14 protein-coding genes are annotated in these 13,181 nt (G+C 63.0%); 7 read left to right on the top strand and 7 right to left on the bottom strand.

Annotated elements, in window-relative coordinates; all coding sequences use genetic code 11:
* Positions 1-7: 7 nt before the first annotated feature.
* The 4 genes from AC4HIX_RS15285 to AC4HIX_RS15270 all read right to left on the bottom strand — a co-directional run bounded on the left by AC4HIX_RS15285 (position 8) and on the right by AC4HIX_RS15270 (position 5,345).
* Complete coding sequence (locus tag AC4HIX_RS15285) at positions 8-277, bottom strand: DUF6525 family protein (protein WP_490399586.1); 270 nt, start codon at positions 275-277, stop codon at positions 8-10.
* On the bottom strand, positions 270-1,472 hold the full coding sequence (locus tag AC4HIX_RS15280; protein ID WP_490399585.1) for a GTP-binding protein: 1,203 nt from the start codon (positions 1,470-1,472) through the stop codon (positions 270-272). The genes AC4HIX_RS15285 and AC4HIX_RS15280 overlap by 8 nt, the downstream gene beginning before the upstream one ends.
* A 206-nt stretch (positions 1,473-1,678) precedes the next feature.
* Positions 1,679-4,876, bottom strand: a complete 3,198-nt coding sequence (locus AC4HIX_RS15275) for a 2Fe-2S iron-sulfur cluster-binding protein (RefSeq protein WP_490399584.1) — start codon at positions 4,874-4,876, stop codon at positions 1,679-1,681.
* A 16-nt stretch (positions 4,877-4,892) separates the two neighbouring features.
* Complete coding sequence (locus AC4HIX_RS15270; RefSeq protein WP_490399583.1) at positions 4,893-5,345, bottom strand: MarR family winged helix-turn-helix transcriptional regulator; 453 nt, start codon at positions 5,343-5,345, stop codon at positions 4,893-4,895.
* A gap of 462 nt (positions 5,346-5,807) precedes the next feature.
* Here AC4HIX_RS15270 and AC4HIX_RS15265 point away from each other — a divergent pair, with 462 nt between their 5' ends.
* On the top strand, positions 5,808-8,033 hold the full coding sequence (locus AC4HIX_RS15265) for a transporter substrate-binding domain-containing protein (protein ID WP_490399582.1): 2,226 nt from the start codon (positions 5,808-5,810) through the stop codon (positions 8,031-8,033).
* Positions 8,017-8,424, top strand: coding sequence for a response regulator (locus AC4HIX_RS15260; protein ID WP_490399581.1), 408 nt, complete (start codon positions 8,017-8,019; stop codon positions 8,422-8,424). The genes AC4HIX_RS15265 and AC4HIX_RS15260 overlap by 17 nt, the downstream gene beginning before the upstream one ends.
* Positions 8,425-8,819: 395 nt before the next feature.
* On the opposite strand, the gene AC4HIX_RS15255 is transcribed toward AC4HIX_RS15260, so the two are convergent.
* Positions 8,820-8,993 carry a DUF1328 domain-containing protein gene (locus AC4HIX_RS15255; protein ID WP_490399580.1) on the bottom strand — a complete coding sequence of 58 codons (174 nt, stop codon included), beginning with the start codon at positions 8,991-8,993 and terminating at the stop codon, positions 8,820-8,822.
* Positions 8,994-9,035: 42 nt separating this feature from the next.
* Entirely contained in the window at positions 9,036-9,452 is a 417-nt protein-coding gene (locus AC4HIX_RS15250) for a hypothetical protein (protein ID WP_475047647.1), read from the bottom strand.
* Between the two features lie 85 nt (positions 9,453-9,537).
* On the opposite strand from AC4HIX_RS15250, the gene AC4HIX_RS15245 reads away from it, so the two are divergent.
* The 3 genes from AC4HIX_RS15245 to AC4HIX_RS15235 all read left to right on the top strand — a co-directional run bounded on the left by AC4HIX_RS15245 (position 9,538) and on the right by AC4HIX_RS15235 (position 11,346).
* Positions 9,538-10,269, top strand: coding sequence for a Crp/Fnr family transcriptional regulator (locus AC4HIX_RS15245; RefSeq protein ID WP_475047649.1), 732 nt, complete (start codon positions 9,538-9,540; stop codon positions 10,267-10,269).
* A 282-nt stretch (positions 10,270-10,551) separates the two neighbouring features.
* The gene (locus tag AC4HIX_RS15240; RefSeq protein WP_475047652.1) at positions 10,552-10,722 is read left to right on the top strand and encodes a DUF1328 domain-containing protein; all 171 of its coding nucleotides are present in this window, start codon (positions 10,552-10,554) and stop codon (positions 10,720-10,722) included.
* Positions 10,723-10,848: 126 nt separating this feature from the next.
* A complete protein-coding gene (locus AC4HIX_RS15235) occupies positions 10,849-11,346 on the top strand; it encodes a Dps family protein (RefSeq protein ID WP_475047654.1) in 498 nt (165 codons plus the stop codon).
* A gap of 172 nt (positions 11,347-11,518) precedes the next feature.
* On the opposite strand, the gene AC4HIX_RS15230 is transcribed toward AC4HIX_RS15235, so the two are convergent.
* Entirely contained in the window at positions 11,519-12,334 is an 816-nt protein-coding gene (locus AC4HIX_RS15230) for a response regulator (RefSeq protein WP_490399579.1), read from the bottom strand.
* 82 nt (positions 12,335-12,416) lie between these two features.
* Here AC4HIX_RS15230 and AC4HIX_RS15225 point away from each other — a divergent pair, with 82 nt between their 5' ends.
* Both AC4HIX_RS15225 and AC4HIX_RS15220 read left to right on the top strand, forming a co-directional pair.
* A complete protein-coding gene (locus AC4HIX_RS15225; RefSeq protein ID WP_490399578.1) occupies positions 12,417-12,626 on the top strand; it encodes a NepR family anti-sigma factor in 210 nt (69 codons plus the stop codon).
* A complete protein-coding gene (locus tag AC4HIX_RS15220) occupies positions 12,619-13,176 on the top strand; it encodes an RNA polymerase sigma factor (protein ID WP_475047661.1) in 558 nt (185 codons plus the stop codon). The genes AC4HIX_RS15225 and AC4HIX_RS15220 overlap by 8 nt, the downstream gene beginning before the upstream one ends.
* Positions 13,177-13,181: the final 5 nt, after the last annotated feature.

Here is a 13,181-nt window from a genome sequence, read left to right as displayed (position 1 = left end):
GGAGCGGCTAGCCCCGGAACGCCCAGATGCGGGCGTCCCGCTTCAGCATTGCTTGTTCAGCGGCGTCCAACCGGGCGGCTGCCGCAGCAGGATCGCGGCTGCCGCCTGCCTTGGTCCAGAGCCTGAGCGCAGACGCCGGGCTCCAGGGCAGGCAAGCGGAGGCCAGCCACTGCCGCAGGGGCGGTGGCAGCGCGTCGAAGGCCAGCATCGGGTCCCCTGCCCTGCGCCGCCGTTTCAGGCGCGAGTTGAGGTTGCGGCGCGGCCTGCGGTCAGCCATTGCGGCGCCAGTTTGGGAAGGGATCGTCCAGCGCAGCCCAGGCCGGATCGAGACCGTCCGCGCCTTCCGGCACCAGGCAAGCATCCAGGCGGGCCGTGATCGCGGCCTTGTCCAGCCCTGCGCCGATGAACACCAGCTCCTGGCGGCGGTCGCCCCAGGTTTCATCCCAGTTCTGCAGGAATTCACGCCGGGCTTCGGGCTGGCTGGGCCAGCGCTCGGACGGCACCGCGGCCCACCACAGGCCCAAAGGGCGGACCGAGGAGATGGCACCGGCCAGAGAGAACTCCGCGGCCCAGTCCGGGCGGGTCGCCAGCCAGAAATGCCCCTTGGCACGGATCACGCCGGGCAGGTCGCCATTCAGCAGCGCGTGGATTTTGGCAGGGTCAAAGGGGCGTTTGGCCCGATAGACGAAGGAGGAGATGCCGTATTCCTCGGTCTCGGGCACGTGGTGTTCAAATCCATATAGCTCCTTGGCCCAGAGCGGATGTTCATGAGCCTTGTCAAAATCGAAGCGGCCGGTGTCGAAGATGCGGTCTCCGTCAACTTCGGAAAAGTCGGTCTGGATCACCTCGGCATCCGGGTTCAGCGCCTTGATCACAAGCATCGCTGCTTCGGTCTGGGCCGGGCCGGCCTCGGTCACCTTGTTCAGAATGATGACGTTGGAAAATTCGATCTGATCGGTCAGCAGATTGACCAGGGTGCGGTCGTCCTCCTCCCCCAGGCTTTCGCCGCGGTCGCTGAGGAAGTCGTGGCTTGCGAAATCGCGCAGCAGGTTCACCGCATCGACCACGGTCACCATGGTGTCGAGGCGGGCCACGTCCGAGAGGCTCCGGCCCTCCGCATCGCGGAAATCGAAGGTCGCGGCCACGGGCAGCGGCTCGGCAATGCCGGTGCTTTCGATCAGGAGGTAATCAAAGCGCCCTTCGTCCGCGAGGCGGCGCACCTCTTGCAGCAGGTCGTCGCGCAGCGTGCAGCAGATGCAGCCGTTGGTCATTTCCACCAGCTTTTCGTCCTGGCGCGACAGCTCCGCCCCGCCGCGTACCAGGTCCGCGTCGATGTTCACCTCGCTCATGTCATTGACGATCACTGCGACCCGGCGTCCCGCGCGGTTGTTCAGAACGTGGTTCAACAGCGTGGTTTTCCCGGCTCCAAGAAACCCTGAAAGCACCGTGACCGGCAGCCTGTCATCCGTCATGCCCGAATCCCATTATGTTATATTGTAACTTTCACCGGGCGCACGCTTAGCAGCTTCCGGTGCGGCCTGCAATTCCCGGAAAGCCTCGGCGGCCGCCGGAACGCGGACAGCAGCGTTTTCACACGCCGCTGCCACCTGCGGGGACAAAAGTTTTCAGGAAAACTTTTGGCAATTTTCTTGAGTAAGAAAATTGCACCGATGGCTGTTTAGAGGTCGATCTCCAGCACCCCGCCCGGCGCCAGTGCGCGGGACTGGCAGAGGATGATTGCCCCTTGGCGCTGCTTATTCGACAGAACGAAGTCGCGGTGCTCGGCGTCGCCTGCGATCAGCCCGCATTTGCAAACGCCGCAGATACCGTCAGAGCATTTCACATTCACATGAATACCGCTTTCAGCAAGTGCCTCAGCCGCAGTTTTTTCTGCCGGGACCTGTATCTCGCGCCCCGACTTCGCCAGCTTCAGGGTGAAGGGGTGGTTTTCATATTCCGGCTGTTCGGGGACCGAGAAGTATTCCATGTGGCGGGCCTCTTCGGGGAAGCCGTTTGCCCGTGCGGTGTCGAGCACCGCTTGCATGTAGGCCTCCGGCCCGCAGGTATAGACGTGGCTGCCGGGTGTGTACTGCAGCACCTGCCTGAGGTCGGCGCGGGTGCCCTGATCCGAGAAGTGCAGATGCACTTTGTCCGCCCAAGGCACATGTTTAAGGTCATCCAGAAACCCGGCGTTTGCACGTTTAGAGCAGGAATAGCGGAATTCAAAATCCCGGCCCAGCGCGTGCAGCCGGTGGGCCATGGCGATCATCGGTGTCACCCCGATGCCGCCGCCCATCAGGTAGGATTTGGCGGCGTCCTCATGCAGCGGGAAATGGTTGATAGGCTTGGAAATGAATACCATCCGGCCTTCTTCGAAGATCCGGTGCATCAGCTTGGAGCCGCCGCGGCCCGCGTCCTCGCGCAGCACCGCGATCTGGTATTTGGTGCGGTCCGCCGGGTCGCCCGACAGCGAGTATTGGCGGAAGAACTCCGGGGCGACCACCACATCAATGTGAGCACCGGCAGTTGCGGCAGGCAGCGGCGCGCCATCCGGCAGAGTGAACTCGTATTTGGTGACAGCGTCCGTCATATGCTCTGCCTTTGAGAGCCGCACCCGCATCACCGGCGTATCGCCCTGACCGGCGGTATAGACATGCTCCGGCGGCAGGCCTGCTGCGCGGCGGCGCTTGTGCTCGGCGGCGGGGATCATCGCCTGATAGGCGGCAATCCCGGCCTCCCGGTCCATCGGCGACGGCCAGGCGTAGGGCGGCGGTGCCAGCGGCGCAGGGTAGACGGCCAGGGTCTGGTCCTCAAATTTCAGGTCCAGATCCTTGGAAAGCTGGCGGGCATTGACCGAATGCCGCGAGGGTGCATAGGGCCCCTCCTCCACCATCTCCAGATCCCACCACCATTTCTTGGCGGTGTTGACCTCGCCATTGCCCAGCGCGTCGTCGAGCTTCGCCAGAAGCGGCGCGCTGCCGGGCAGGTTCATCGCGGCCCAGCGGAACGGCGCCTCGGCAAACAGGCCTTCGAGGTTCCAGGGGCAGGTCTTCATACAACGGCCGCACATCGCGCCGCCGGGGACCGTGACCCGGTAGGTGGTGCATTTCTGGCTGTCGGATTTCCAGATCTCATAGCCGTTGAACATCAGCTTGGGCCCGGCGGTGATTGCGCCGGAGGGGCATTCGCGGGCGCATTTGCTGCAAGCCTCGCAAAACCGCTGCAGGCCGAAGTCGACCGGCTTGTCATGGATCATCGGCAGGTTGGTGGTGACGGCGCCGGATTTCAGGCGGGGTCCGAGGAAGGGATTGAGGATCACCTCGCCAATGCGGGAGACCTCGCCCAGGCCGGAGAGCAGCAGCAGCGGCGGTTGCAGCACCTCGCCGTCCATCACCGAATGCACCCGGGCGGTATAGCCGAGGTTGCGGATCTGCTGTGCGATCACCCCGCCAAGCAGAGAAAACCGCAAATAGGCGCGCATCGATTGGGCGCAGGCGATCCAGTCGTCGCCAGAGGCGCCCTCCATCGTTTCATGGCCCTGGTCGATGATGATGCTGATGGCGTTCTCGTGGCAGGGGGCCAGCGGCTCGCCTGCCGCGTCGTGGGAGTAATAGGCCCAATCCGGGCAGCGCGAGATCCCCACTGCATCACAGCCAAGGAAATAGGCCGCGGCCTTGATATTCGCGGCGTTGCGGGCGGCATCCGTGGCGCTGGGGTCAATTTGCGGCGCGGGCTTGCCGTCCTGCAGCAGCACAAAGGCCGCAAGCGAGGAGCGGAACGCAAAGGCGGAGGAGGATTTGCGAACGTAGTTGCCGTTCTTCGCCGCCTCCTGCGGGCCTTTGCCGAGGTCGCCGAACAGCGCGCGTGCGAACATGTCGGCGCGTTTTGGAACCCGCGCGACGTTCACCTCGTCGATATAGGTTGTCGGATCGTCCACCCGTTTCAGGGTCTCGAACGGGTGCGGTCCGTCCATGAAGCGGCGCTTGGCGTAAGGGTCTCGGGTGGCTGCGCTCTTGGCGTGGGCGCCGAGACCGAGCCGGTATTTGACCCCCGGCGTCTGGCCCGGTTCCAGCGGCTGATCGGGGGCTAGTTCCAGCGTTGTGGTGACGGCGGCGATCCCGAAGCGGCGGCCGAGGAAAGGGTTGGTGAGGCCGCCGTCCTCAAGGGTGGCAAGACCCGCCTGCACTGCGAGCCTGGCCAGATGCACATCCGTAGCAGCGCCGGTATGGGCGCGGGCTTCCCAGCCCAGAAGGCGGATGTAATTGGCGAGTGTCACCGCGGTTTCCGCCGCCCTCAGGCAAGCGCGCTGGTTTTGCGCGTCTGCGAGCCATTCGGTGCCGTCTTCCTCTGCTTCGGGGTCTCGGGGGAATTCATAGGCATAGACCAGCGCGTGGGTGTGGTGGCGACAGTCCGCGGGCGGGGCCTGCATCGACTCGCGCAAAGACGCCATCACCACGTCGATGCCGGAGGCGAAGGTCTTGGTCTGCTTGGTGCGCAGCGTTTCCGCCAGCGCCGCCACATCCGGGTTCACCTGCGGTGTGTCCAGCCAGGCCGCGGACGGAACCGCGCAGGCGCCCGCCAGGGAGGCGTCGCAGAAGTAGCCGAATGCCTTCAGGTGCTCCGTGCGCTCCTGCGGGTTGGCGGGGATATCTGCACGCTCCCTTTTCACCAGCCCTTCGCGTGTAGCATCCAGCATCGCCTGGTAGTCGCGCATTGCGTTGACGATGGAGAGCGGCGCATCGGGGCGGCAGAAGCTGATCTGCGGCAGGGGTGGAATGTTTTCCAGCTCCTCTAGGCCCTTGCCGCGGCGCAGCGACTCCTGCGGATAGGGTCCCAGGTGCACCGGCCGGTTGCGGTAGGAGAACAGTTTACCCATGGTCATTCCCTGAATGCTAAAGCCTGGCGACGATGCGCGGCTCGTCCTGCAGCAGCTTGGCGGCAGCCGACCGCAACTGGGCGAGTTCCTGCCCGGTGAGCTTGGCCTCGAAATGCGCCGCGTTTTCCTGTGCAATGGGCATTACTTGTGTCAGCGCGGACTGCCCCTGCGCGGTCAGCCGGACCTGGATCGAGCGGCCATCCCGCGCGCTGCTGCTGCGGGTGATGAAACCGCGCTCTTCCATATGCCGCAGCGTGCGTGAAGCGGCCGTGCGGTCGATGCCGATGAAACTTGCGATTTCTGATGGGGCGGTCAGCCCTTCCCCGCCAGCGGCCAGCAGCACGCACCACATAACGCGGGTCAAGCCGAACTCTGCGATCCGCTGCTCAAAGCGGCGCTCGATCACCCTGGCCAGCATGGTCACCTGATAGCCGAGTGAGCGGTGGAGATGGAAACGGTCTTCAGTCATGATAATTGACAGTGTCAATCATTTAATTGACAGAGTCAACTATACTGCCGGATGGGTCTAACCGCTTGCCTAACATGAGACAGCCGCCCTGCGCCGCGCCCATAGGTTGCGCAAAACCAGCACAAAATGTGTTTTCTGTGCATCCTCTGTAGCGCACCCCGCCGCCAGGCGTGAGATTTTTTTTACCACGCCCTCACTTCAAACATCTGAAAAATAACAATAACAGCGTTTCAGGAGGCAGAAGACATGCCCAGAAATGGGACCGGAGCCTATGCACGCGGCAAGAGCTTGTTAACCCTCTCACCCTAGAGTCACGAAACACCCAAAGGTTGAATTTCAGGACCCTAGTGAATGAGTATTTTGCTTCGGCTGTCATGTTTGATGTCTGCCGGATTGCTTTGCCTTCTGGGCTTCAGCTGGCACGTTTCGGCACAGGCGCAGGAAGGCCGAGGCGGACTGACGGTGGCATTTCTGCCGGTGCCGCCGTTTGCGCAGCGCTCTGCGGACGGCGGCCGAGGCGGATTCTTTGTCGAGCTGGCAGAAGAGATCGGCGCGGATACCGGTGCTCCTATCAGCTATCTGGACTTGCAAACCTCCCACGAGTTCATCCGCCGGCAAGCTGATGGCGGCACCCAGCTCATCGCCGGTGTGGCGCGGCTTCCGCTGCTGGAGGAAACCAATGTGTTTTCCGCCCCGGTGGCATCGGAAACGCTGCGCCTGACCGTGTTGCGGCACCGGGCCGCGGAACTTGCGGGCAGCCCCCGCCGCGGTCTGCGCATCGGCATTGTGCCGCCGGCGGTCGGGTCGGCGGCTCAGGACCTTCTGGCCGCGAACCAGCCGGTGGAGTTCGTGACCCCGGAAGCGGCGCTGATGAACCTGCTGACTGGCGGCGTTGACGCGGTGCTTATCCCTGAACCCGTTGCCTTCTCGATTGCCAGGAACGCGCAGGTTGATGCCAAGATCAGCTTTCTCGATCCGCCGGTCTTTGCGTTCAGCCGCTTTGTCGCCCTGCACCGGAGCCGCGCGGACCTGCTGCCGGAAATCAACGCCGCGCTTGCGCGAATGGAGGCGGATGGCCGCCTGCCCGCGCTGCGGCAGAAATACTTTCTTGATATCCCCAAACCGGTCCCCGAGGTGCTGACCGTGGGCGTCCGCCACAACGCGCCATACCAGACCGTCGAGCCGGGCGGCATGTTTTCCGGGTTCGGTGTGGAGGTCCTGCGCGGGCTGGCGAAACGGGCGGGCCTCGCGCTGGAGTTCAAGCGGATTTCCCTGACGGAGTGGCGTGCAGGCCCCGGGCCCGGGCGCTATGACCTGTTACCCGACATGCGGATCACCGGCGAGCGGCGCGAGATGATGGATTTCTCCCTGCCGTTGGAACAAGTGCCGTATTCCGTGTTCACCCGCGCTGAGGATATGGGCAAAATCACCGGGCTCGATGACTTGGCCGGACGCAGAGTTGCAGCGCTGCGGGGCAGTCTCCCGCTTGAGATTGCCGCGACGTATGAAGATGTCACGGTGCTGGCAGAAGAGACTGCGGATGCAGTGCTGGAGAGTCTTTTGGACGGGCGCGCGGACGCTATTCTGGCACCCGCCGCAACGACACTGGCGCGGGCCCGGGAGTGGGCGGCGGCAGACCAGGTTGCCGCGGCCGGCCTGCCGGCCTTTGCCAGCGCGCGTGCCCCCGCGCTGCGGTTCGGCCTAGGCTCTGTCCGGGACCGGCTGAACGCGGTTATCCCGGGCTATCTGGCGTCCCGGGAGTTTGCCTGGCTGCGGGAGAAGTATTTTGGCACGCCGGAGTTCTGGACCCGCCCCCGCCAGTATGCTGCCGCGGGCACAGCGGGGGGGATCATCCTTGCATTGCTCGGTTTTCTCCTGTGGCAGCATCAGCGTCAGCGCCAGCAGGCATACGAACGCCAGGCGCGGGACCTGGAGTTGGAACAGACCCACCGCCGACAGCTGTCAGCCATGGTGGAGCGGCTTGAGACCGCGAACCGGCAGCTTGCGGAATTCACCTATGCGATGTCGCATGATCTCAAGGCGCCGGCCCAGACAATGCGCGCGCTGCTGGCGGAACTGCGCGGCACATCCAGTGCCTGCCTGGATGTTGAGGGGCGCGAGATTCTGGATGACTTGGAGGTTACCAATGCGCGCATGGCCCGGCTGGTTGAGGACCTTAAGGTTTTTGCCCGCTCCGTCGATGACGAACGGCCTGTTGAAGCCGTCGATCTGACCCGCGAGGCCGTGGCCGCGGCCGCTGACATTGCCGCCGACATCGCGGCCGCGGGCAGCGTCATTGAGACGGGTATGCTGCCGGCGGTGGAAGGCAACCCCGACCAGCTGAGGACGCTGATCAGGCAGCTGATCTCCAACGCGGTCGCCTACCGGGACCCCGAGCGCGGCAGCAGGATCGAGATCGCAGCCGGCCCGGAGGCTCCTGCGGGCTGGATCACCTTCAGCGTGCGCGACAACGGTATCGGAATTGAGCCGGAATATCATGACCGGATTTTCGGTCTGTTCAAACGTTTGCACAGGCACAGCGACCGCCAAGGCTCCGGGATCGGCCTGACCTTGTGCCAGCGCATAGCTGCAAATCACGGCGGCAGGATCGGCGTTTCCTCGCAAAAAGGGTCTGGCAGCACTTTCACCGTCACGCTTCCGGAGAAGGCAAGTGGCAGAAGTCATTGAAAACCTGATGCTGATCGATGACGATCACGCTGATCTGAAACAGTTCAAGCGGGTGCTTGCGCGCACCGGGCTGGCGGGCCGCGTCACCGCGTTTGATGATGCGTCGGAGGCTTTTGACTACTTGGCTCAGAACGCCGATGCCACGGTCGATGCCATCTTCCTGGATATCAACATGCCGCGGATGAACGGGTTCGATTTTCTGGAGAAAGCCACCGCGGAGCTAGCCCAGCGGCTGGCCGGCACCATAGTCCTTATGCTGACCACCTCGGCCGACCCGGGCGACCAGCAGCGAGCGCAGCAATTCAACATCGTCCGCGGCTATCTGACGAAACCTCTGCATGAGGAGGATATTCGCCACGCTGTAAGGCTGCTGGCAAAGGCCCGCAGCTGAAACGGGACAGCGTAGTACAGGAGACTTTCCAATCAGCGCGACGGCGCCGGAGGACCAGATCCGGCAATTCAGCCCGGCCGCATAGGGCCGATTGAAATCCCGTGCTTTGCAGTTTTACATTCGGCGTGCCTGCAGACGGCCGCCTTCCGGAAGTGCCAGCTGTGCCCCTTGCTGCCCTGATCTCCAATTTGGATCAGGTACTCCCGGCAGCGGCCAGGCGCGGACGCCTGACCCGGACATAGGGTGTTCAGCAGCACGTGCGGCCGGCCAGCGGCGCAGGCTCTGACGGCGCGCCCCCCCGGCGCGCCCACCCTATGTCCGGCAGGAGGCCCCCTCCCGGCCAGCAAAAGCAGGAGAAAGGGCTCTGAGCATGCGGGCATGCCGCATCGCCACGTTTAAACCGGCGGTTTGCCCTTCAATGCGCGCGCAATCATCGCAACGACGAAGAGAACCAGGAAAATGAAGAACAGAATCTTGGCAATACCGGCAGAGGCGCCGGCGATCCCGCCGAACCCGAGCAAGGCGGCGATCAAAGCGATAACCAGAAATGTAAGTGCCCAACCAAGCATAATTTCACTCCTTTTCAGCGAGGCTACCGAACATCGCAGCCGCTAGATAAACCCGGCTAGGCCGCGATTGTTCCCTGCCCCGGCCCGCAACGGCGCCAGCTGGGCCCGTATCATCTGGTTGGACACTGGCCGGGCCAGCACAGGCCACCGCAGGCAGGGTGAGTGCGCATCCAGCTCGTTTTCCGCGGCACTCCCCAAAAGGACCAGACGGCCGCCCCGGACTTGGACATCCCGGTCTATATGAAGCCGGGTCACCAGTTCGGAGCCCGCCTCAAAAAAGGCCACGGCAATCCGCTGGTAGCGGGAAAGCGCCATCAGCGCCGTGTCATGCGCCTGCTGCACGCTGAGTTCAGCGGCAGGGTCGAAATCCAGAATGGCATCGCAGATATCGCAGGTAACCAAGTAGTTCCTGGACATGACCAGATAGACATGCGAGCAGCCTGGAGTAGGCATTTTCATTGCACCAGCCCCCCTATAGGCCTAGAGTGTGTATCCATTTCCCACCGGGCGCATTTAACTGCGACATAGCCGCCAGGGGAGCGCAATGTCTTCTACCGCCTGCCGCGAATGCCCGCTCCGCAAACGGGCCATTTTCACGCCGATGACGCGTGAGGAGGTGCTTTCAACGCAGCAGTTCAAAACCGGAGAACTGGTGGTGGATGCGGGTACGACAATTCTGCTGGAAGGCTCGAACAGCCCGCAGCTGTACACGGTGCTCAATGGAATGGGCACGCGTTACACAACGCTGGAAAACGGCCGCCGGCAGGTTATCAACTTCCTGTTTCCAGGAGATTTTGCCGGGCTGCAGGCCGGCCTGATGGGCGAAATGAAGCATTCGGTTGAGGCGACCACCGCCATGACGCTGTGTGTGTTCCGGCGTGCGGCGCTGTTTGAGCTGTTCGAGCAGGAGCCTCAGCGGGCCTATGATCTGACGTGGATCGCCGCGGTCGAAGAGCATTTTCTTGGCGAAACCATCGCCTCGCTGGGCCAGCGCGACGCGGCGCAGCGGATTGCCTGGGCGCTGGTGAGGATCTTTGAGCGCCTGAAGGCAGTCGGCATGGAGGAAAAGGGCACGGTACCGCTGCCCTTTAAGCAGCAGGATCTGGCAGATGCGCTTGGCCTGTCGCTGGTCCATACCAACAAAAAACTGAAAATGCTGCGGGACAGAAAACTGGCGCAATGGCACAACGGGAGGCTGAAGGTCAGCGATCTGCCTGCTTTGGCAAGCGTGGCGATGATCGATCTGGATGCGCCCGAACCCCGGCCGCTGATCTGACTGAAAGCACCGGATGCAGCCGGCCGGGAATGGCCGGTATCCCCGTTTCTACCTCCAGCACAATCCAGAGGTTCTGGCGCCAAGGAGACCCAGGCGGGTCCTTGGGCAAGCCCTGAGTACTGGTAATACGGCGCCCGCGGGTGGCCAACGCCTCCGATGCGGGGCCTGGCACTGCACTCAGGCAGTGGTTCGCTTGCAATCTAAAACTCTAGGAAACTGGCTGGAACCTTTCGCCGGGCTTGCGGGTTGGGACGGTACAATCCGCAACTGAAAGGACACGGCATGCTGTACTGGGCGCTCGTCTTCCTGGCCGTTGCCATCATTGCCGGAATCTTCGGATTTGGCGGCATCGCTTCGGCCTCCGCCGGGATCGCACAGATCCTGTTTTTTATATTCCTGGTGCTGTTTGCAGTGGCGCTGATCGTACGCTTGCTGCGCGGCTCCTCCCGTTGACGGCCGGGGCTGGCGGCAGCCGCTGAAGGCTGCCGCCCGCATTCAAGCCGCAGGCCGGACTGAACGTTTTCTGCCGTCCGGTTGTCCATCCACCGCTTTGACCTTCAAGAAGTAAAGGAGTACTCCATGACTGGCGCGCTTTCCGCCACCCCAAGCCCTGACAAAGTCGAAACCGGTGTCCGCGATACCGGCCCCATCGCCAGCGGCTTGGCGGATGTGCTGGCCGACACCTACCGGCTCGTCTTCAAAACCCACGCCTATCACTGGAATGTGGAAGGCCCGGCTTTCTATTCGATGCACAAGCTGACCGAAGAGCAGTACGAGAACATGTTTGCCGCCGCCGACACGCTGGCTGAGCGCATCCGCGCGCTGGGACACCTGGCGCCGTCGCGAATGGATGAGATCCTGAACCGCTCGAAAATCGAGGATGCCGACGGCGAGCTGACCGCCGGCGGTATGGCCAAGGACCTTGCCGCCAGCCATGAACGCATTGCCCACCGGCTGCACGCGCTTGCCGAGCTGGCCAGCAGCCGCCGCGATATCGTGACCGAGGACCTGGCCACAGGGCGCTCCGCGTTCCATGAGCAGGCTGCCTGGATGCTGCGGGCGCTGGCCAAGTCCTGACCTGTAATTTCTCCCGCCTTCCTGCCGCCTCCTCCCGTTTTGCAGGAAGGCACCGGTCCCCGCCCCGCTTCCTCCCCGGGGCGGGGACTTTTTGAGCGGCTGTCACGCGGGAAAAAAGCCCCGGGCTGCAAGTGCGGCCCGGGGTCCTGCCACCCAGCCCTGGCGGGCGGTGTCAGCTTTTAAGGGTTTCGGTTGACGAGAAGAACATCGCTTGGCTCACCGCGGAGCGCACCTGCTCTTCGGTGTACGGCTTTGAGATCAGGAACGCCGGTTCGGGTCCCTCGCCTGTCAGCAGGCGTTCGGGGAAGGCGGTGATAAAGATAACCGGACGGTCACCGTATTTGGCCAGAATGCCATTCACCGCGTCGATCCCGCTCGAATTGTCCGCAAGCTGTATGTCCGACAGAATCAGGTCGGCGGAGTCCTTTGAAGCAAGGTCCATCGCATTTGTTTCCGTGCGGGCGATACCGGTCACTGTATGGCCCATGCCGGTGACGATCGCCTCAAGGTCCATCGCGATGACCGCTTCGTCCTCGATGATCATGATTTTACCGGCGGTCGCCCGCGACATTTCCTCGTAAGCGATAGAAATCAGCTCTGAGGCTTCGCTTTCGCTTACACCCATGATGGTGCCGGTTTCGGCCGCGCTGAACTCCTCGATGGTGTGCAGCAGCAAGGCTTCGCGGGTGTTCGGCGTCAGGCGCCGCAGGTGTTTTTGCGCTTTGGCGGCCAGGCCCGCATCGTTTTCCTCCTCTCCCGCCGGGGCGCCGGAGGAGGACCAGATCGCATGGAAGACACGGAACAGCGCAACTTTGGGAGACAAAACGCTGTCATATTCGGCGTCGCCGGCCAGGATGGCTTCGAGCGAAGCCAGGGCATATTGATCGCCGCTGTTCTGGCTGCCGGTCAGCGCGCGGGCGTAGCGGCGCAGATAGGGCAAGTTTGCACCAATCTGACTGGCGATCAGTTCTCCCGATTGAGCGGTCATTTTGTGATGTCCTTTTTTGCAATATACATGGAACTATACGCGCTAATGTGCGTTTGGTTCCAGAAAACCGCGCAAAAAACCGATGGATGGCATGACACAGCTAAACACCCCCCGGCCGCGCAATGAAACGGCCGACCGCGACATAGACGAAAACCTCAAGCGGGCTTTCGACGAGATCGCGAATGAGCCGGTCCCGGACCGGTTCACCGATCTGTTAAAGCAACTGAAGGACAAGGGGGTTGCGACGCCTCCCTCACCTGATCGGTCCGAGGAGGAGCGCTCCGATGACTGAAGCCGCACAGGACCCGAGAGACGACCTGGTCAACCACCTGGGCGCCCTGCGCGCCTTTGCTATCAGCCTGACCCGCAACAGCGCCACCGCCGACGATCTGGTGCAGGACACGCTGGTCAAGGCCTGGACGAATATCGAGAAATTCGAGCATGGGTCGAACATGCGGGCCTGGCTGTTCACTATCCTGCGCAACACATTTTACTCGCTGCGCCGCAAACGCAAACGTGAGGTGGAGGACGGCGACGGGGCGCTGTCCGCAACACTGGCGCAGAAACCCGACCACGACGGGCGTCTGCACATGCGCGATTTCCAAGTAGCTTTTGCCCAGCTGAACGACGAGCAGCGCGAAGCGCTGACGCTGGTTGGTGCGGGCGGCTTCTCCTACGAGGAAGCGGCGGAGATGTGCGGTGTGAAGACCGGCACGATCAAAAGCCGGGTGAACCGCGCACGGGCGCGGCTGGCCGAACTGATGGAACTGGGCGACGACAGCCAGATGGAGCTGACAGATACCGTCACCGCTGGGATCGTTGCCCAGCAGGGCGCCGCGTGATCAGA

This window comes from Leisingera sp., from assembly GCF_982940295.1.
This window is presented reverse-complemented; position numbering and strand designations above follow the sequence as displayed.

Coding starts and splice junctions, on each gene's coding strand:
- AC4HIX_RS15275 (WP_490399584.1), bottom strand. CDS start 4,876: ATGGGTAAACTGTTCTCCTACCGCAACCGGCCGGTGCACCTGGGACCC.
- AC4HIX_RS15280 (WP_490399585.1), bottom strand. CDS start 1,472: ATGACGGATGACAGGCTGCCGGTCACGGTGCTTTCAGGGTTTCTTGGA.
- AC4HIX_RS15225 (WP_490399578.1), top strand. CDS start 12,417: ATGGATGGCATGACACAGCTAAACACCCCCCGGCCGCGCAATGAAACG.
- AC4HIX_RS15255 (WP_490399580.1), bottom strand. CDS start 8,993: ATGCTTGGTTGGGCACTTACATTTCTGGTTATCGCTTTGATCGCCGCC.
- AC4HIX_RS15270 (WP_490399583.1), bottom strand. CDS start 5,345: ATGACTGAAGACCGTTTCCATCTCCACCGCTCACTCGGCTATCAGGTG.
- AC4HIX_RS15245 (WP_475047649.1), top strand. CDS start 9,538: ATGTCTTCTACCGCCTGCCGCGAATGCCCGCTCCGCAAACGGGCCATT.
- AC4HIX_RS15230 (WP_490399579.1), bottom strand. CDS start 12,334: ATGACCGCTCAATCGGGAGAACTGATCGCCAGTCAGATTGGTGCAAAC.
- AC4HIX_RS15240 (WP_475047652.1), top strand. CDS start 10,552: ATGCTGTACTGGGCGCTCGTCTTCCTGGCCGTTGCCATCATTGCCGGA.
- AC4HIX_RS15285 (WP_490399586.1), bottom strand. CDS start 277: ATGGCTGACCGCAGGCCGCGCCGCAACCTCAACTCGCGCCTGAAACGG.
- AC4HIX_RS15250 (WP_475047647.1), bottom strand. CDS start 9,452: ATGAAAATGCCTACTCCAGGCTGCTCGCATGTCTATCTGGTCATGTCC.
- AC4HIX_RS15235 (WP_475047654.1), top strand. CDS start 10,849: ATGACTGGCGCGCTTTCCGCCACCCCAAGCCCTGACAAAGTCGAAACC.
- AC4HIX_RS15220 (WP_475047661.1), top strand. CDS start 12,619: ATGACTGAAGCCGCACAGGACCCGAGAGACGACCTGGTCAACCACCTG.